The organism is Streptomyces cathayae, from assembly GCF_029760955.1.
GTDB lineage: Bacteria > Actinomycetota > Actinomycetes > Streptomycetales > Streptomycetaceae > Streptomyces > Streptomyces cathayae.
This window is the reverse complement of the sequence record NZ_CP121682.1, coordinates 5,403,709-5,422,264: the sequence shown is the minus strand read 5'-3', so window position 1 is coordinate 5,422,264 and position 18,556 is coordinate 5,403,709. Positions and strand designations below refer to the sequence as shown.

The window sequence follows — 18,556 nt, the reverse complement described above, 5'->3', positions numbered from 1 at the left end:
ACGTGGGTGGCGGTCGGTGCGGATGATCCGTGCCATGGCGACGACGAAACCGGTCCCCCGCTTCCCGGACGGCTTCCTGTGGGGCGTGTCGACCTCGGCGCACCAGATCGAGGGCGCGGTGGACGAACGCGAACCGTCCGTGTGGGACGAGTTCAGCGCCGAGCCGGGGCGGGTGCGGGACGGTTCGACGGCCGCGGTGGCCTGTGACCACGTCCACCGCCACGGCGAGGACGTGGCGCTGCTGGCCGGACTGGGGGTGGACGCGTACCGCTTCTCGGTCTCCTGGCCGCGAGTGCGGGCGAAGGGCGGCCTGGACTTCTACGACCGGCTGGTCGACGACCTGTGCGCGGCGGGGGTGCGACCGGTGCCGACGCTGTTCCACTGGGACCTGCCGGCCGGCCTGGACTGGCTGGAGCGGAGCACCGCGGAGCGTTTCGCCCAGTACGTGTCCGAGGTCGCCGACCGGCTCGGCGACCGGGTGGCGCGCTGGATCACCCTCAACGAGCCCGCCGAGCACACCCTGTTGGGCCATGCGCTGGGCGTCCACGCCCCTGGCCGGAAGCTGCTCCTCGACGCGCTGCCGGTGGCCCATCACCAACTCCTCGCACACGGGCTGGCGGTGCGTGCCCTGCGCGCGGCCGGTGCCGGCGACATCGGCATCGCCAACTCCCACGGCCCGGTCTGGCCGGCCGGCCCGGACCCGGCGGACGTGGCGGCGGCGGACTTCTACGACATGCTCCTGAACCGCCTGTTCGCCGACCCCGTGCTGCTCGGCCGCTACCCGGACGGCCTCGGCGAACTGATGCCGGGCGACGTCGAGGCGGACCTGGGGGTCATCGGGGAGCCGGTCGACTGGTACGGCGTCAACTACTACGCGCCGACCCGGGTGGGCGCCCCGCAGGGCACCGGGACCGAGTTCGGCGGTGTCCGCATGCCGGCCGAGCTCCCCTTCTCGGTACGGGAGATCGAGGGGTACCCGGTGACGGACTTCGGCTGGCCGGTGGTCCCCGGGGCCCTGACCGAGCTCCTCACCGCCTTCCGGGCCCGCTACGGCGACCGGCTCCCCCCGGTCCTCATCACCGAGAACGGCTGCTCCTACGAGGGCGTCGACGACCAGGCCCGCATCGTCTACCTCGACGGCCATGTCCGCGCCCTGCACCGGGCGGTGGAGGCGGGCGTGGACGTGCGCGGCTACTTCGTGTGGTCCCTGCTGGACAACTTCGAGTGGGCGGAGGGCTACACCCGCCGCTTCGGCCTGGTCCACGTGGACTTCGAGACCCTCGAGCGCACTCCGAAGGCGTCCTACGGCTGGTTCCGGGAGATGCTGCGCGAGCAGCGCCGGTGACCTCGCTGCCGGTCCTTCGCGACCTTGACGTGCGGGTCGAGGCCGCGTCGGCGTGCGGCCGCCGACGTCCCTCAGGCACTCACCGAAGCACCCACCCGCGTCAGAACCCCAGTCGTCGCAGCTGCTTCGGATCCCGCTGCCAGTCCTTCGCCACCTTGACGTGCAGGTCGAGGAAGACAGGGGTGCCGAGGAGGGCCTCGATCTGCTGGCGGGACTTGATGCCGACGTCCTTGAGCCGCTTGCCCTTGGGGCCGATGACGATGCCCTTCTGGCTGGTGCGCTCGATGTAGAGGTAGGCATGGATGTCGAGGAGGGGCTTGTCGGCGGGACGGTCCTCGCGGGGCAGCATCTCCTCCACGACCACGGCGATGGAGTGGGGCAGCTCGTCGCGGACGCCCTCCAGGGCGGCCTCGCGGATCAGCTCCGCCACCATGACCATCTCGGGTTCGTCCGTCAGGTCGCCCTCGGGGTAGAGGGCGGGGCCCTCGGGCATCAGCGGGACGAGGAGGTCGGCCAGCAGGTCGACCTGCTGGTCCGTGGTCGCCGACACCGGGACGATCTCCGCCCAGGTGATCCCGAGCTCCTTGCCCAGCAGGTCGACGGCGATGAGCTGCTCGGCCAGGGTCTTGCTGTCCACCAGGTCGGTCTTGGTGACGATGGCGACCTTCGGGGTCTTCCTGATCCCGGCCAGTTCCTTGGCGATGAAGCGGTCGCCGGGGCCGAGCTTCTGGTCCGCGGGGATGCAGAAGCCGATCGCGTCGACCTCGGCCCAGGTGGTGCGGACCACGTCGTTCAGCCGCTCGCCGAGCAGTGTGCGCGGCTTGTGCAGGCCGGGGGTGTCGACGAGGATCAGCTGCGCCTCGGGGCGGTGGACGATGCCGCGCACGGTGTGCCGGGTCGTCTGCGGCCGGTTGGAGGTGATCGCCACCTTCTGCCCGACCAGAGCGTTCGTGAGGGTGGACTTGCCCGCGTTGGGGCGGCCCACGAAGCAGGCGAAGCCGGCCCGGTGGACAGCTTCGGCGGGCTGCTCGGATGACTGGGTACGAACACTCATGCCGCCCATTGTCCCTGATCCCCGAGGCCCCGCCGTACCACCCGCCCGCACCGGTCCGCACACCCCACCGGTCCGGACACCCGGTGGGGCGCCCGGACCGGTGGGACTGGGGAGTGGGGAGGGGGAACCGGGGAGTGACGGCCGGGGGGTCAGTCGAAGACGAACGGGCCCGGTGACTGCGGTCCGGTGGCCGTGCACGTGATGGTGATGAAGCCGAACGCGGTCACCTTCAGCGTGCCGCCGAACGCCTCCAGGCTGTCGCCGGACGCGACGGTCCCGGAGAGCGGGCCGACCTCGAGGGCGGCCCCGGTCGCCATGGCCGGGTTCTTGGTGCCCTTGAAGACGGTGGTGCCGCCGCCGGCCTTGACCAGGGTGAGCTGCGAGACGAGCGAGTCCTTGCCGATCGCGAGGGGTGCGGTGACCGCGGAGGTGTTGATGGTGACGGTGGCGGACGTGCCGCTCTGGGTGGCCGTGAGGGTGGCGTCGCCACCGCCCCAGCTTCCGCAGTCGGCGTTGACCGTGGCCGCCCCGGGGGCGACGGCGGCGGCGGAGGGGGCGAAGGCGAGCCCGCAGGCCGCCACGGCGGCGGCCAGAAACGCGCCGGTGCCGGTTCGTGTACCTCTCATGGAGTCCGGTTCCCTTTCCGTGGGGGGAAGTGCTCGGGCAGGTGGGAGCGGTGACGCTGCACGAGACGAAGGGATCCGACGGGCCGGGTCCGAGAGCCCGTCGGAGACAACGGTTCCATTGATGCGCGGGGGACGAGGCGGCGGCAAGGTGGAAATCCGGCCTATTTACCGCCGGTAACACCCCCCGTTGAATCACCCCCCTGGGGTGGCCCTTGGGGATGACCTCAGGGATGACCCCAGGGTGGCCCCACGGAGATCATCCCGCGGCGAGTGTCTCCCGGACCGTGCCGTCCGGGCCGGCCAGCAGCACCGGGGTTCCGGGGCCGCCGAGGTCCCGTACCGCCGCGAGGTCCGCGGCCGGCACCGACTCCTCCGTCGTCACCACGGCCGCCGCCTCCAGCGACTTCGCCCCGGACGCCACCGCCATCGCCACCGCCGTCTGCAGGGCGGTCAGCCGCAGGGAGTCCAGGGCCACGGTCCCCGCGACATAGGTCCGCCCGTTCTCGTCCCGCACGGCGGCCCCCTCGGGCACACCGTTGCGGGCCCGCGCGGAACGGGCCAGGGTGATGATCTTGTGGTCCTCGGGGTCGAGCGCGCTGCTGTCTGTCATGGACCCGAGCATACGGAGCCCTGCTCAGGGGCGGTCGAGGCGGAGCCGCTCCGCGCGCGGCAGGCCGGCGACGACCAGGTCGTAGGAGTCCTCGACCTGCTCCCGGACCAGCCCGTCGGGGAGCTCGCCGTCGACGGTCACCGTGTTCCAGTGGCGCTTGTCGAGGTGCCACCCGGGGACGATCAGGCCGGGGTGCTCGGCGCGGAGCCGGACCGCGTCCTCCGGGTCGCACTTGAGGCTGACCGCCAGGGGCCGCGCGTCCAGGGCGGTCAGTGCGAAGACCTTGCCCAGCACCTTGAAGACCGAGGTCTCCGGGTTGAACGGGAAGTCCTCCACGGCGGCGTCGAAGGAAAGACAGAGGCCACGCAGGTCCTCCGGGGTCATCGCGTCGGCTCCTCCTCGACCCGGGACGGGTCCACCGGCTCCCCCGGGTCTCCCGGCGCCACCGGCTCCACCAGCACGGTGACGATCTTGTTGCGGCGGCCTGCCGCCGCCTCCGCCGTCAGCCGCAGCCGGCGCTCGTCGGGCAGGCCGGCCACGGCGGACGCGCCCGCGATCGGCACCCGGCCGAGCAGCTTGGCGAGCAGTCCGCCGACGGTCTCCACGTCCTCGTCGTCGTACTCCTCCAGGCCGTACAGCTCGCCGAGGTCGGTGATGTCGAGACGGGCGGTGACCCGGTAGCGGTCCTCGCCCAGCTCCTCCACCGGCGCGATCTCCCGGTCGTACTCGTCGGTGATCTCGCCGACGATCTCCTCGAGGATGTCCTCGATGGTGACGATGCCCGCGGTGCCGCCGTACTCGTCGATGACGACGGCGACGTGGTTGCGGTCCTTCTGCATCTCGCGCAGCAGATCGCCGGCGTTCTTGGTGTCGGGCACGAAGAACGCGGGCCGCATCGCCGTGGACACCAGCTCGCTCTCCGCGTCCCGGCTGATGTGCGTCTTGCGGGCCAGGTCCTTCAGGTACACGATGCCGACGATGTCGTCCTCGCTCTCGCCGGTCACCGGCATCCGGGAGAAACCGGAGCGCAGGGCGAGGGTGAGGGTCTGGCGGATGGTCTTGTAGCGCTCGACCATCACCAGGTCCGTCCGCGGGACCATGACCTCACGGACCAGGGTGTCCCCCAGCTCGAAGACCGAGTGCACCATGCGGCGCTCCTCGTCCTCGATCAGCGACTCCTGCTCCGCGAGGTCGACCAGCGCGCGCAGTTCCGCCTCGGAGGCGAAGGGACCGCGCCGGAAGCCCTGGCCGGGGGTGAGCGCGTTGCCGATGAGGATCAGCAGGGACGGGATCGGTCCCATGATCCTGGCCAGCGGCAGCAGCACGTACGCCGCCGCCGTGGCCGTGTTCATCGGGTGCTGGCGGCCGATGGTGCGCGGGGAGACCCCGACGGCCACGTACGAGACGAGGACCATGACCGCGATGGCGATCAGCAGCGCCTCGGCGGTGCCGTCGAACTGCCTCAGGCAGGCGTAGGTGACCAGCGCGGCGGCGGCCATCTCGCAGCCGACGCGGACCAGCAGCGCCACGTTGAGGTAGCGGGTGGGGTCGGCGGCGAGCTTCGCGAGCCCGGCGCTGCCCCGGCGGCCGGAGCGCACGGCCTCCTCGGCGCGGAAGCCGGAGACGCGCGCGATGCCCGTCTCCGCGCAGGCGAACAGCCAGGCGACGACGATCAGGGCGATCGCGCCGAGGAGGAGTCCGGGACTCATGACACGGTCGGGGCGGGGGACGGGCCGGTCATGCCCTTCTCCGCGCGCCAGCCGTCCACGATGGCGGCCTGCAGGCCGAACATCTCGGCCTTCTCGTCGGGCTCCTCGTGGTCGTAGCCCAGCAGGTGCAGCACACCGTGGACGGTGAGCAGGTGCAGCTCCTCGTCCATGGTGTGCCGCGTCGGCGCCTCGGCGCCCTGCCGGGCGGCGACCTCGGGACACAGCACGATGTCGCCGAGCAGGCCCTGCGGTGGCTCGTCGCCGTCCTTGGACGGCGGCCGCAGCTCGTCCATCGGGAACGACATCACGTCCGTCGGGCCGGGCAGGTCCATCCACTGGATGTGGAGCTGTTCCATCGCCCCGGAGTCCACGACGATCACCGAGAGCTCGGAGAGCGGGTGGATGCGCATCCGGGCGAGCGCGTAGCGGGCGATGTCGAGGATCGCCTGCTCGTCGACCTCGGTTCCGGACTCGTTGTTGACGTCGATCGACATCTGCTGTTCGGTCTACTTCCCCTTGTGCCCGGCCTTGTCCCGGCCGCCGCTCTGGTGCGTGCCGTTCTGGGTGCCGTGCTCGCTGTCGTACTGCTCGTACGCGTCGACGATACGGCCCACCAGCCGGTGGCGTACGACGTCCTGCGACGACAGCCGGGAGAAGTGGACGTCCTCGAGGCCCTCCAGGATGTCCTGCACCTGCCGCAGACCGGACTTGGTGCCGCTCGGCAGGTCGACCTGGGTGACGTCACCCGTGATGACGATCTTCGAGTCGAATCCGAGCCGGGTGAGGAACATCTTCATCTGCTCGGGGCTGGTGTTCTGCGCCTCGTCCAGGATGATGAAGGCGTCGTTGAGCGTCCGGCCGCGCATGTACGCCAGCGGGGCGACCTCGATGGTGCCCGCCGCCATCAGGCGCGGGATGGAGTCGGGGTCGAGCATGTCGTGCAGGGCGTCGTAGAGCGGGCGCAGGTACGGGTCGATCTTCTCGTAGAGGGTGCCGGGCAGGAAGCCCAGGCGCTCTCCGGCCTCGACCGCGGGGCGGGTCAGGATGATGCGGTTGACCTGCTTGGACTGCAGGGCCTGCACCGCCTTGGCCATGGCGAGATAGGTCTTGCCGGTACCGGCGGGACCGATGCCGAAGACGACGGTGTGCTTGTCGATCGCGTCCACATAGCGCTTCTGGTTGAGCGTCTTGGGGCGGATCGTGCGGCCGCGCGAGGACAGGATGTTCTGTGTGAGCACCTGGGCCGGGGTCTCCTGGCCGTCGCTCTCCCCGTTCTCGCTCGCCTTCAGCATGGCGATCGAGCGTTCCACCGCGTCCTCCGTCATCGGCTGCCCGGTGCGCAGCACCAGCATCATCTCGTCGAAAACGCGCGAGACGAGGGCGACTTCGGCGGCATCGCCGACCGCGCTGATCTCATTGCCCCGGACATGGATGTCGGCCCCCGGGAAGGCCTTCTCGATCACGCGCAGCAGGGAGTCTCCGGAACCCAGCACGGTCACCATGGGGTGTTTGGCCGGGACGGTGAACTGGACTCTCGCCTGCTCCTGCGCGGGGGTCTGAGCTGTGGGTGTCTGAGTCATGGGCCGGCGCTGAAGGCCTGCGATTCCTCCTCGTCAGGGCCGCGCAGCTGAGGGCGGCCTCGCGCCTCCCAGGGTACGACGCGGCGGTGACAACCCCGTAGGCCTTTTACCGGCGGGGTGGTCGCGGACGGGCGGGGACCGGGTGACGGCCGGTGGGCGGGGGTCAGGCGGACCGGCCGAAGCCGATGGTGGGGACCGCTCTGCGCAGGGGCCAGGGGCGGACCAGCCCGTCGGGGATCAGGTCCGCGAGGAACGCGTACCGGCTCAGGGCGGCCGGGTCCTGGCCCTCGACGGACTGGACCTCGCGCCACCAGGCCGCGATCTCCGACCAGCCGGGCGCCGACAGGGAGCCGCCGAACTCCTGGACGGAGAGGGCCGCGGTCAGGCCGGCGAAGCCGAGGCGGTCGGCGAGCGGCCAGCCGGCCAGGCTGCCGGTGACGAAGCCCGCCACGAAGACGTCCCCCGCGCCGGTCGGGTCGAGGGCCTCGACGGCGATGGCGGGCACCTCGGCGCTCTCCCCGGTGCGCCGGTCCACGGCGTACGCCCCGTCCGAGCCGAGGGTGACCACCGCGACCGGCACGTGCTCGGTGAGGGCGTGCGCGGCGGCGCGGGGGCAGTCGGTGCCGGTGTAGCGCATGGCTTCCTCGGCGTTCGGCAGGAACGCCTCGCAGTGCCGCAGGTCGGGCAGTGCGGCGAGGTCCCACCGGCCGGTGTCGTCCCAGCCGACGTCGCCGAAGATCCTGGTCCCCTGCCGCGCGGCGTGGGCGATCCAGCGCTCGCTGCGTCCCGGGGCGAGGGAGGCGACCGCGCCCCGCGCGCGGGGCGGGCGGGGCGACAGGTGCGCGCCGGGCGGGGGCAGCTTGCCGCTGCTGGAGGCCGGCCGGTGGGAGGGCTCCTCCGGGGGCGGTTCGTGGCCGTGGGTGACCATGGTGCGCTCCCCCTCGTAGGCCATGGAGACGGTGACCGGGGAGTGCCAGCCGGGCACGGTGCGCGACGCGGAGAGGTCGATGGCCTCGCCCCGCTCCAGGGCGTCCCAGCAGTACTCCCCGTAGTGGTCGTCGCCGAAGGCCGCCGCGAGGGAGGTGCGCAGGCCGAGGCGGGCGAGGGCGGTGGCCATGTTGGCGACGCCGCCGGGGCTCGACCCCATCCCGCGCGCCCAGGACTCGGTCCCGCGCACCGGGGCGGAGTCGAGCCCGGTGAAGATGATGTCGAGGAAGACGGTGCCGGTGAGGTAGACGTCCCAGGGCGGGTCGCCGGGTGTGCGCAGCGCGGCGAGCGGGTCGACGTGGGGCACGCCGTGCGCCCCCGCCGGGGTGCCGCTGTGGCTGATGACGCCCCGGGGGGCACTGTCGTCGGCTCCCTCTTCGGACGACGTGGTGGACGCCTTCACGATGCGCTCCCTGGCCTGGTGCGGTTCCGGCCAGTGTGCACCACCTCACGGACAGCCCGCCGTCCGTCACGGCCGTCACATCCGGGGGTTCTTCGTCTCACCGGTTCACCAGCGGGGCACCGGCGGGGTGACCCAGGCGGGGTCGGTGATCCGCATGGCCGCCGCGTCGTCGCGGTCGCGGAGCGCGCCGTCGTCCGCCAGCCACCGCCGGTGCAGGGCGGCGAGCCGGTCGTGGTCGAGGGTGACGCCGAGGCCGGGGGCGTCGGACACCCGCACGGTGCCGTCCTCGAAGGTGAGGCGTTCGGTGAGCACGTCCTCGGACTGCCACAGGTAGTGGGAGTCGCAGGCGTGGTGCAGGTCCGGCACGGTGGCCGCGACGTGGGTCATCGCGGCGAGGCTGATGCCGAGGTGGGTGTTGGAGTGCATGGAGACGCCCACGCCGAAGGTGCGGCAGACGGCGGCGAGGTGCAGCGTGTTGCGCAGCCCGCCCCAGTAGTGGTGGTCGGAGAGGACGACCTGGACGGCGTCCGTGGTGAACGCCTCCTTGATCTCGGGGAAGGTCGTCACACACATGTTGGTGGCGAGCGGCACTCCGGTGCGGGCGGCGACCTCGGCCATGGCGGGGGTGCCGGGCGTCGGGTCCTCCAGGTACTCCAGGAGCCCGCCGACCTCCTCGGCCACCCGGACCGAGGTCTCGACGGACCAGGCCCCGTTGGGGTCGAGCCGCAGCGGGTGGCCGGGGAAGGCCTCGGCGAGGGCGCGGACGGCGGCGGTCTCCTCCTCGGGCGGGAAGACGCCGCCCTTGAGCTTGAACGAGGTGAAGCCGTACCGCTCCTCGAAGGCACGGGCCTGCGCGACGACGCCGGCCGGGTCCAGGGCGGCGCCCCAGTCGTCCTTCTCGGCGGCGACGCCCTCGGGGTGCTCGGCGTACCGGTAGAAGAGGTACGCGCTGTACTCCACGGCGTCGCGGACCTTGCCGCCGAGCAGTGCGTGCACGGGCAGTCCGAGCGCCTTGCCGAGGGCGTCGAGGCAGGCGACCTCGAAGGCGGAGGCGATGGACAGCCGCAGCTTGTCGGCGGTCTGCACACCGCGCAGCCCGCCGACGTCGACGGCGTCCTCCACCCGGGAGGCCGCCACGGAGACCTCGTCCAGGAGCACGAAGAGGCTGTTCACATCCGTGACCTGGCGTCCCTTCAGCTGCTCGGCGAAGGGGTGGGCGAGTTCCAGGTACTTGGTGTCGCCGTAGGTCTCCCCCACGCCGGTGGTCCCGTCCGCCGTGACGATCTCGACGATCAGCCGGGGCGTGTACGGCTGGTGCACCCCCTGGGTGTTCAGCAGCGGCGGGTCGGCGACCAGGATCGGCGTGAGCCGTACCTCGGTGACGGTCAGGTCGCGGGCGGTCGGCACGGTCACGGGGCAGCTCCTACGAGGTCCAGGCCGGTGGCGGGCGGGGCCGACGGGCCAAGGCGCCGCCCCCGTCGCCGCACCGAGGCCCACCCGCGCCGTCCCACCGTACGAACGTCATCCACACATGGGAACAGAGGTGAGAGAGGCGAACAGACCCCGTCAATGGGAAGGACAGGAACCGCGGGAGCTGCCAGGACTGCGAGAACTACGGGAAGACGTAGGCCTCCACCTCGGCGAGGTAGCGCGCCCGGCGCTCCTCGTCGTCGTCCAGGAACGCGGCGAGGAAGGAGTTGCGGGCCAGTTCGCGCAGCCGCTCCGGGCCGAGGCCGAGGGTGTCGCGCACCGCGTCGAAGGTGTCCCCGACGTAGCCGCCGAAGTAGGCCGGGTCGTCGGAGTTCACCGTGCACATCAGGCCGGCGTCGAGCATCGCGGGCAGCGGGTGGTCGGCGAGGGTGTCCACGGTGCGCAGCCGGACGTTGGACAGCGGGCACAGGGTCAGCGGAACGCGGTCCCGCACCAGCCGCTCCACCAGCGCCGGGTCCTCCGTGCAGCGCAGCCCGTGGTCGATCCGTTCGACGCCGAGGACGTCCAGCGCCTCGGTGATGTACTCCGGCGGCCCCTCCTCACCGGCGTGCGCCACCCGCCGCAGTCCGAGCGCGGCGGCCGCCTCGTACACCTCGCGGAACTTCGCCGGCGGGTGTCCGACCTCGGCCGAGTCGAGGCCGACCCCGGTGATCCGGTCCAGGTGGGGCTTGGCGGCGTCCAGGGTCGCCAGGGCCGACTCGGCGGACTCGTCCCGCAGGAAGCACATGATCAGCCGGGTCGAGACGCCGTGCGTCCGCTCCCCGCGTTCCAGGGCCCGCCACAGCCCGTCGACCACCGTGTCCATGGCGACGCCCCGGGACACATGGGCCTGCGGGTCGAAGAAGATCTCCGCGTGCCGCACGCCCTGGGCGGCGGCGCGGGCCAGGTAGGCGTCGGCGAGGTCCTCGAAGTCCCGCTCGGTGCGCAGCACCGCCATGAGCTCGTAGTACAGGTTCAGGAACGACTGGAGGTCCTCGAACCGGTACGCCTCGCGCAGGGCGTCGGTGTCGGCGTAGGGCAGTGCGACGCCGTTGCGCGCGGCGAGGGCGAAGGCGAGCTCGGGCTCGAGGGTGCCTTCGATGTGAAGGTGCAGTTCGGCTTTGGGTACGGGCATCGAAATATCGTACGGCGATCTCAGCGACGCTTCGGAAGCGGCACCCGCAGCAGATCGCGCGCCACGGTCAGCTCCCCCTCGTACCCGGCGGCCCGTGCCTGCCGTTCGAACTCCTCCGGGTCGCCGTAGCGCTGGCTGAAGTGGGTGAGCACCAAGTGCCGCACGCCCGCGTCCCGCGCCACCCGGGCCGCCTGGCCCGCCGTCAGATGGCCGTGCTCGACGGCGAGTTCCTCGTCCTCGTCGAGGAACGTGGACTCGATGACGAGCAGGTCGCAGCCCTCGGCCAGCGCGTACACCCCCGGGCAGAGCCGGGTGTCCATGACGAACGCGAACCGCTGGCCGCGCCGCACCTCGCTCACCTCCTCCAGCGGGACCCCGTCGAGCGTGCCCTCGCGCTGGAGGCGGCCGACGTCCGGGCCCTTGATGCCGTGCGCGGCGAGCCGGTCGGGCAGCATCCGCCGCCCGTCGGGTTCGACCAGCCGGTAGCCGTACGACTCCACGGGGTGCGACAGTTTCCGCGCCTCCAGGGTGTACCCGGCGGTGCGGGCGAGCGGGCCGTCGGCGCCGACCGGCGCCTCGGTGATGCCGACCGTCTCGCGGTAGGCGGTGGCGTAGCGCAGCCGGTCGAAGAAGCGCTGCCCGGAGCCCGGGTAGTGGGCGGTGACCGGGTGCGGCACCCGGTCGAGGTTGATGCGCTGGATCACTCCGGCGAGGCCGAGCGAGTGGTCGCCGTGGAAGTGGGTGACGCAGATCCGGTTCAGGTCGTGCGCGGCGACCCCGGCGCGCAGCATCTGGCGCTGGGTGCCCTCGCCGGGGTCGAACAGGATGCCCTCACCGTCCCAGCGCAGCAGATAGCCGTTGTGGTTGCGGTGGCGGGTGGGGACCTGGCTGGCGGTGCCGAGGACCACCAGTTCGCGTACGGACAAGGAGTCGCCTATCCGGGGGGCCACTCGAGACCGCGGCCGCCCAGGACGTGGGCGTGCGCGTGCCAGACGGTCTGTCCGGCGCCGCTGCCGGTGTTGAAGACGACGCGGTGGCTCTCCAACTGCTCCTGGTCCGCGACGGCCTGGGCCTCGCGCAGGACGTCCGCCGCGACCTCGGGAGCGGCCACGGCCAGGGCCGCCGCGTCCTTGTGGTGCGCCTTCGGGATGACCAGGACGTGCGTCGGTGCCTGCGGGTTTATGTCGCGGAACGCGACGGTCGTCTCCGTCTCGCGGACGATCGTCGACGGGACCTGCCCGGCGACGATCTTGCAGAACAGGCAGTCGTCCTGCGGTTCCCCTGCCATGGGTGTGCCTCCTCGCCCGGTTGCTGCCCGGTCACTGCCCGGGTGATGCCCGGGGGGTCGCCTACCCGGGCATCGTATCCGTCCCGGCCGTCAGGAAAGGGACGGCGGCTGCTTCGCGGGGTTCTCCGCCAGGGCCGCCAGCGCCAGCCGGACCGCCTCGTCCAGCTGCACGTCCCGCCCCGCCGCGTGGTCCTGCGGGCGCTGCACCACCTCGACGTCCGGGTCCACTCCGTGGTTCTCCACGCCCCAGCCGTACCCCTCCAGCCAGAAGGCGTACTTGGGCTGGGTGACCAGGGTGCCGTCGACGAGCCGGTAGCGGCTGTCGATGCCGATGACGCCGCCCCAGGTGCGGGTGCCGACGACCGGGCCGATACCGAGCGCCTTGATCGCCGCGTTGACGATGTCGCCGTCGGAGCCGGAGAACTCGTTGGCGACGGCGACCACGGGGCCGCGCGGCGCGTCCTGCGGGTAGCTGTCCGGACTCATGCCGCGCGGCACGCCCCAGCCGACGATCCGCCGGGCCAGCTTCTCGACGACGAGCTGGGAGGTGTGTCCGCCGCGGTTCTCCCGGACGTCCACGATCAGGCCCTCGCGGGTCACCTCGACCCGCAGGTCTCGGTGGATTTGGGCCCAGCCGGGGGCCTGCATGTCGGGCACGTGGAGGTAGCCGAGCCGGCCACCGGACCGTTCGTGGACGTGGGCCCGCCGGTCGGCGACCCAGGCGTGGTAGCGCAGCGGCTCCTCGTCGGCGACGGGGACGACGACCGCGTGCCGCGGCTCCCCGCCGCCGGCCGGGGAGACGGTCAGCTCGACCGGTCTGCCCGCGGTGCCGACCAGCAGCGGCGCCGGTCCGGCCACCGGGTCGACCGGCTGTCCGGCCACGGCGACGATCGCGTCACCGGTGCGGATCGCGACGCCGGGCGCGGCCAGCGGGGAGCGGCCCTGCGGATCGGAGGTCTCCGCGGGCAGGATCCGGTCGACGCGCCAACTGCGGTCCTCGTGGCGGGAGATGTCCGCGCCGAGCAGGCCCTGCCGGGCACCGCCGCCGTGGCCGCCGCCCGGGGTGACGTAGGCGTGCGAGGTGCCGAGTTCGCCCTGCACCTCCCAGAGGAGGTCGACCAGGTCGTCGTGGGTGGCGAGCCGGTCGAGGACGGGCCGGTAGCGGTCGAGGACGCCGTCCCAGTCGACGCCGTTCATGTCCGGCCGCCAGTAGTTGTCCCGCATGATGCGGCCGGCCTCGTCGAACATCTGCCGCCACTCGGCGGCCGGGTCGACGAACTGGCGCACCCGGTCGAGGTCGACGGTGATGTTGCCGTCGCTGTCGTCGTCGTTCGGCGCGCGCCGGTCGCTGGGGACGACCTTCAGCCGCCCGTCGGTCCACAGCAGCACCCGCTTGCCGTCGCCGCTGACCTCGAAGTGGTCGGCGTCCGCGGCCAGATGCTCGAGGCGCTGCTGGACGAGGTCGTAGCGCTCCAGCTCGGTCTTGGGGTCGGGGTCGTCGGGGGTGGCCCTGGAGGCGCCGAGCACACCGCGCACCGGGTGCCGCAGCCACAGCACCCCGTCCTTGGCGGCGCGCAGGTTGGAGTAGCGGGCGGCCTCCACCGGGAACGGCACGATCCGGTCGGCCAGCCCCTCGAGGTCGATCCGGGTGGTGGGGGTGCCCTCGCTGTCGGGGGTCTCGTCCCGGTCCGGCGTCTCGAAGGGACGGCCGTGCCGCTGCGGGCCGAACGGGGACGGCGTCGTCGCGGCGAGGGTGATCAGGTGCGGGCGGTCGCCCTCGACGAAGGCGAGGTCGAAGACGTGCTCGTCGTAGACGGGGTCGAAGGAGCGGGTCGACAGGAAGGCGAGGTGCTTGCCGTCGAGGGTGAACGCGGGCGCGTAGTCCTGGAAGCGCAGCGGGGTCGCCTCGGTGACCGACAGGTCGGTGAGGTCGGCGAGCCGCAGCTGGCTGAGCGGGCGGGGGCCGGGGTGGGACCAGGCGAGCCAGGCGGAGTCGGGCGAGAAGGTCAGCCCGGAGACGTCGCCGTGCTCGCTGCGGTCGACCTCGCGGACCTCGCCGCTCTCCCGCTCGACGAGCAGGAGACGGCCGTCGTGCGAGGCGACCGCGGCGCGGCTGCCGTCGGGTGCCATGGCCAGGCCCAGGACGCGGCCGAGCTGTCCGGCGGCGATCCGGCGCGGCCTCGCTCCGGGGGCGAGGCCGGTGGCGGGGGCGAACTCCAGGGCGTCCTCGCCCTCGGCGTCCGTCACCCACACCACCCATTCCTCGCCGTCCGCGCGGAAGGTGTGCGGGCGGCGGGCCCGTACACCGGGGGTGGCGGCGAGCGCGCGGGCGGGGCCGGCGCGGTGGGTGACCCAGTGGACGGTGCCGCGCACGCAGACGGCGCTGCCGCGCGCGGTGTGGTCGGGGGAGGCGGAGCCGAACCAGCGGGCGGCGTTCACCGGGAACGGCTGGAGGTCGACGCGCTGCCCGCCCAGCCGGATGTCGAGCCGGCGCGGCTCGGCCCCGTCCAGGTCGTCGAGGATCCACAGTTCACCGGCGCAGGAGTACACGACGCGGGTGCCGTCGGTGGCGGCGTGCCGGGCGTAGAAACCCCCGAGGGGGGTGTGCCGGCGCAGGTCGGACCCGTCGGCGAGGGAGGAGTACAGGGCACCGGTGCCCTCGTGGTCGGAGAGGAACCCAAGCCTCCCCCAAGTTCTCGGCTCCGCTCGAACAGGGGGGACCCCCATCCCCACCCACAGCGGGTACTCGATGTTCCCGTCGAGGTCACCGTGCAGCCGGACGAACTCCCCTGAGCCGTCGGCCGGGTTGTCGGCACCGTCGTCCCCGTCTCCGGTGGCCTGCTCGATCCACAGCTTGCCCGCCGTGCCGCCCCGGTACCGCTTCCACCAGGCGGCCTCGCGGCCCATCGTCGCGGACAGCAGGACCGTGCGCGGCCCGTGGGCGACGTCGCCGACGGGGCCGTACGGCAGGGTGGTGGCGGGTCCGCCGTCGAGGGGGATCGCGCGGGCCCAGGTGCGGCGCAGACTGGCCTGGCCCTGGGTGCTGAGCGCGAGGACCTTCCCGTCCGGGGTCCAGCCGCGCACCTGGGTCTTCCCGCTCCCCCAGTACGTCAGACGCCGGCCGGGGCCGCCCTCGACGGGCGCGGTGTGCACCTCGGGGGCGCCGTCCCGGGTGGAGGTCCAGGCGACGGTGGTGCCGTCGGGCGAGATACGGGGGAGCGTCACCGGCACGTTGTCGGCACTCACCCGCCAGGCCCGGCCGCCGTCGAGCGGGGCGAGCCACACGTCGTCCTCGGCGGTGAAGGCGACCAACTCGCCGTGCGGATGCGGGAACCGGAGATACGCGGCGGGGGCGACCGATGCAGACTGTGTCACTCGATCACCCTATGCACGCGCGGTCGGCCTGGACAGGGGTTTGGATCACTTGCCCTCGACGGGGCGACAGGACGGGTACTGCTCGCACCACACGGTCGTGGTGACCGTCACGGTGACGGTGGGCCGCGGGCCCCGGTGCGTGGGCTCGCCCACCGCGGGCGGGCTGGTGGCGTCGCAGTCGCCCAGGCCGTCGACCCGGAACCACTGCTTGCCGTCCACTTTCGCGGTGATGTCCCCGCGCACACAGGCGCCGTCGACGGCATGGGTGATCTTCCCGGTGACGGTGATCTCCTTGCCGTCCTCGGTCTCCCCGTCGCAGTCCACGGTGGCCACGGTGTCCTCGCTCGCGGGCCGCGACGACGCGCCGTCCTGGTTCCCGTAGGAGGCGGTGCAGCTGAGCCACCGCACCCCGGCCTTCTGCCGGTTGAGCTCTCTGGTGACCGTCTCGTCGGTCGTGTACGCCACCGACGCCGTGCCGATCGCACCCGGCTCGCACGCCACGGCCCCGCCCACGGCGACCACGACCAACCCGACGGCCGACGCCGCCCGCCGCCACCGTGTCCCGTCCCGGACCCACCTCGATGCCCCCATGCCCGGCAGCCTGCCACCGCCCCACGCGTGACGGTAGGGCGCATACGGCCACTCCTCACTACCGTGGAGTGATGCGCAGCGAACGCCGGCCAGACGGCTCGTCGTGGACGACACCGCCCCGGGCGGAACGGCCGTCTCCCTGTGGTCGGTGCGTCATCGGCACCACACCGGCGAGCCCTGCCATGAGGTGCTCGCACTGACCCGGGAGGGGACGACGACCATGACCCACCTGGTGTTCCGGGGCGGCGAGGGCCGTTTCGTCCCCGACGGTTTCCTGCACTCCGGGGCTGTGGCCCTCGGCGGGCACGCGGCGCTCGACCTGCACGAGCCCGGTGTCGTACGGGCCTTCGTCGACGAGGCGGTCCGGCGCGGGCTGCTCACCGGGGCCGCGGAGCCGGACGGCTGGGACCTGTTCCCGGCGGTCGCCGCCGCCCGCGCGGCGGACCGCTGACGGCCGGCCGCGCGGCTGACGGCGAACGGCCGTCCGGGGGGTCAGGACCAGCGGCCCGTGCGGGCCAGGAGGACGGCCGCGGCGGCGGTGCCCGCGGTGGAGGTGCGCAGGACGCTGCGGCCCAGTCGGTAGGGCGTGGCGCCAGCCTGCGCGAAGAGCGCCAGCTCCTCCGGCGAGACCCCGCCTTCGGGGCCGACGACCAGCACGATGCTGCCGGTGGCGGGGAGTCCGGCGGTCGCCAGGGGCTCGGTGCCGCTCTCGTGGAGCACGGCGGCGAAGTCGGCTTCGGCGAGAAGTGAGACAACCTGCTTGCTCGTCGCCGCGTCCGCGACCTCGGGGAAGCGCGCCCGACGGGACTGCTTGCCGGCCTCCCGGGCCGTCGCCCGCCACTTGGCGAGGGACTTCAGACCGCGCTCGCCCTTCCACTGCGTGACGCAGCGCGCCGCGGACCACGGCACGATCGCGTCGACGCCGACCTCGGTCATCGTCTCCACGGCCAGCTCGCCCCGGTCGCCCTTGGGCAGCGCCTGGACGACGGTGAGCCGGGGCCACTCCACGGGCTCCTCGACGACGTCCCCGAGGCGCACGATCAGCCGGTCCTTGCCCTCGGTGCCGGTCACCTCGCCCTCGGCCCTGCGGCCCGCGCCGTCGGTGAGGACGACGCTCTCCCCGGCCCGCAGCCGCTTCACGGAGACGGCGTGCCGCCCCTCGGGGCCGTCGAGCACATGGTGCCCGGAGCCGTCCGTGCCGAAGTCCTCCACCACGAAGACCGGCGCGGTCATCCGGCACCCCCCGCCGACAACGCCGCGCGGGTGGCGGCGAGTTCGGCGACCAGCACCTCCACCAGCTGCCCGGCGGGCAGTTCCCGGGCCATCCGGTGGCCCTGTCCCGCCCACAGGGCCATGCCCTGTGCGTCCCCCGCCTTGGCGGCGGCCCTGCGCAGCGGCGCGGCGAGGTGGTGGACGTCCGGGTAGGCGGCGGGCGCGTACGGGCCGTGTTCACGCAGGAACCGGTTGACCAGGCCGCGGGCCGGGCGTCCGGAGAAGGCGCGGGTCAGTTCGGTGCGCACGTACAGGGGGCTGGTCAGCGCCTGCTTGTGCAGGGCGTGCGCGCCGGACTCGTGGGTGGCGACGAAGGCGGTGCCGAGCTGGGCCGCCCAGGCGCCGGCCGCGAGCACCGCGGCGATCTGGCTGCCGCGCATGATGCCGCCGGCGGCGACGATCGGGATGCCCACCGTCTCCCGCACCTCGGCGACCAGGGACAGCAGTCCGACGCCGGAGCCGTCGTTCTCCGGGAGGTCCCGGTGGGTGCCCTGGTGGCCGCCGGCCTCGACGCCCTGCGCGATCACCGCGTCGGCGCCCGCCCGCTCCACGGCCCGCGCCTCCTCGGCGGTGGTCGCGGTGGCCAGGGTGAACGTGCCGACGCGGCGCAGGGAGTCCAGGACCTCGCGGGTCGGCACACCGAAGTGGAACGACACCACCGGCACCGGGTTGTCGAGCAGGACGGCGAGTTTGGCGTCGTAGCCGTCGTCGCGGCCGCTGTCGGGGTCGCCGAGCTCGGTCTCGTACCAGGAGGCCTCACCGGCCAGCTGGTGGGCGTAGACGCCCACGGCGGCCGGGTCGGGGGTCTCGGGCTGGGGCATGAAGACGTTGACGCCGAACGGGTGGCCGGTCAGTCCGCGCAGCTGCTTGATCTCCTGGTACATCCCGTCCGCGGTCTTGTACCCGGCGGCCAGGAAGCCGAGCCCGCCCGCCTCGGAGACGGCCGCGGCGAGCTGCGGCACGGAGACACCGCCCGCCATGGGTGCCTGCACGACGGGGTGCGGAAGGAGATCGGTGAGCGCCAAGGACATGACGGCATGTTGCCACGTCCTTCGGACATCTCCGAATCGGGGCTCAACCGGCCCTCGCCCTTGGCACAGGCCGTGTCCAG

At 73.0% G+C, this 18,556-nt stretch carries 18 protein-coding genes; 2 read left to right on the top strand and 16 right to left on the bottom strand.

The features are described from left to right. The first annotated feature begins 34 nt into the window (after positions 1 to 34). Entirely contained in the window at positions 35 to 1,345 is a 1,311-nt protein-coding gene (locus tag PYS65_RS24700) for a GH1 family beta-glucosidase (RefSeq protein WP_279336131.1), read from the top strand. 100 nt (positions 1,346 to 1,445) lie between these two features. Here the strand turns inward: PYS65_RS24700 and era are convergent, their stop codons facing one another. The 14 genes from era to PYS65_RS24630 all read right to left on the bottom strand — a co-directional run bounded on the left by era (position 1,446) and on the right by PYS65_RS24630 (position 16,173). Beyond that, on the bottom strand, positions 1,446 to 2,399 hold the full coding sequence (era, locus tag PYS65_RS24695; RefSeq protein WP_279336130.1) for a GTPase Era: 954 nt from the start codon (positions 2,397 to 2,399) through the stop codon (positions 1,446 to 1,448). Between the two features lie 149 nt (positions 2,400 to 2,548). Then, positions 2,549 to 3,025, bottom strand: a complete 477-nt coding sequence (locus PYS65_RS24690) for a hypothetical protein (RefSeq protein WP_279336129.1) — start codon at positions 3,023 to 3,025, stop codon at positions 2,549 to 2,551. A gap of 256 nt (positions 3,026 to 3,281) precedes the next feature. Beyond that, entirely contained in the window at positions 3,282 to 3,635 is a 354-nt protein-coding gene (locus PYS65_RS24685; RefSeq protein ID WP_279336128.1) for a cytidine deaminase, read from the bottom strand. A gap of 24 nt (positions 3,636 to 3,659) precedes the next feature. Next, positions 3,660 to 4,019 carry an MmcQ/YjbR family DNA-binding protein gene (locus tag PYS65_RS24680; RefSeq protein ID WP_279336127.1) on the bottom strand — a complete coding sequence of 120 codons (360 nt, stop codon included), beginning with the start codon at positions 4,017 to 4,019 and terminating at the stop codon, positions 3,660 to 3,662. Further along, positions 4,016 to 5,344, bottom strand: a complete 1,329-nt coding sequence (locus PYS65_RS24675; RefSeq protein ID WP_279336126.1) for a hemolysin family protein — start codon at positions 5,342 to 5,344, stop codon at positions 4,016 to 4,018. Before PYS65_RS24675 ends, PYS65_RS24680 begins: the two co-directional genes overlap by 4 nt. Further along, positions 5,341 to 5,838: an rRNA maturation RNase YbeY gene (gene ybeY, locus PYS65_RS24670; protein ID WP_279336125.1), complete on the bottom strand. Its 498-nt coding sequence runs from the start codon at positions 5,836 to 5,838 to the stop codon at positions 5,341 to 5,343. The genes PYS65_RS24675 and ybeY overlap by 4 nt, the downstream gene beginning before the upstream one ends. A gap of 12 nt (positions 5,839 to 5,850) precedes the next feature. Continuing rightward, positions 5,851 to 6,924, bottom strand: a complete 1,074-nt coding sequence (locus tag PYS65_RS24665; protein ID WP_279336124.1) for a PhoH family protein — start codon at positions 6,922 to 6,924, stop codon at positions 5,851 to 5,853. Between the two features lie 163 nt (positions 6,925 to 7,087). Beyond that, complete coding sequence (locus tag PYS65_RS24660; protein WP_279338057.1) at positions 7,088 to 8,254, bottom strand: carbohydrate kinase family protein; 1,167 nt, start codon at positions 8,252 to 8,254, stop codon at positions 7,088 to 7,090. Between the two features lie 165 nt (positions 8,255 to 8,419). After that, positions 8,420 to 9,721, bottom strand: coding sequence for a glucarate dehydratase family protein (locus PYS65_RS24655; protein ID WP_388702057.1), 1,302 nt, complete (start codon positions 9,719 to 9,721; stop codon positions 8,420 to 8,422). Positions 9,722 to 9,926: 205 nt separating this feature from the next. Next, complete coding sequence (locus PYS65_RS24650; RefSeq protein WP_279336122.1) at positions 9,927 to 10,919, bottom strand: adenosine deaminase; 993 nt, start codon at positions 10,917 to 10,919, stop codon at positions 9,927 to 9,929. Between the two features lie 20 nt (positions 10,920 to 10,939). After that, positions 10,940 to 11,845 (bottom strand): ribonuclease Z, encoded by a 906-nt coding sequence (locus tag PYS65_RS24645; RefSeq protein WP_279336121.1) that lies wholly within the window; start codon positions 11,843 to 11,845, stop codon positions 10,940 to 10,942. Positions 11,846 to 11,853: 8 nt separating this feature from the next. After that, positions 11,854 to 12,207 (bottom strand): HIT domain-containing protein, encoded by a 354-nt coding sequence (locus PYS65_RS24640; RefSeq protein WP_109376970.1) that lies wholly within the window; start codon positions 12,205 to 12,207, stop codon positions 11,854 to 11,856. Between the two features lie 90 nt (positions 12,208 to 12,297). Continuing rightward, on the bottom strand, positions 12,298 to 15,582 hold the full coding sequence (locus PYS65_RS24635) for a S41 family peptidase (RefSeq protein WP_279336120.1): 3,285 nt from the start codon (positions 15,580 to 15,582) through the stop codon (positions 12,298 to 12,300). 45 nt (positions 15,583 to 15,627) lie between these two features. Further along, entirely contained in the window at positions 15,628 to 16,173 is a 546-nt protein-coding gene (locus PYS65_RS24630) for a hypothetical protein (RefSeq protein WP_279336119.1), read from the bottom strand. A gap of 103 nt (positions 16,174 to 16,276) precedes the next feature. Here PYS65_RS24630 and PYS65_RS24625 point away from each other — a divergent pair, with 103 nt between their 5' ends. Continuing rightward, positions 16,277 to 16,624, top strand: coding sequence for a hypothetical protein (locus PYS65_RS24625; RefSeq protein ID WP_279336118.1), 348 nt, complete (start codon positions 16,277 to 16,279; stop codon positions 16,622 to 16,624). Positions 16,625 to 16,665: 41 nt separating this feature from the next. Here the strand turns inward: PYS65_RS24625 and PYS65_RS24620 are convergent, their stop codons facing one another. Beyond that, positions 16,666 to 17,406 (bottom strand): 16S rRNA (uracil(1498)-N(3))-methyltransferase, encoded by a 741-nt coding sequence (locus PYS65_RS24620; RefSeq protein WP_279336117.1) that lies wholly within the window; start codon positions 17,404 to 17,406, stop codon positions 16,666 to 16,668. Beyond that, complete coding sequence (locus tag PYS65_RS24615; RefSeq protein ID WP_279336116.1) at positions 17,403 to 18,476, bottom strand: nitronate monooxygenase; 1,074 nt, start codon at positions 18,474 to 18,476, stop codon at positions 17,403 to 17,405. The genes PYS65_RS24620 and PYS65_RS24615 overlap by 4 nt, the downstream gene beginning before the upstream one ends. Positions 18,477 to 18,556 lie beyond the last annotated feature (80 nt).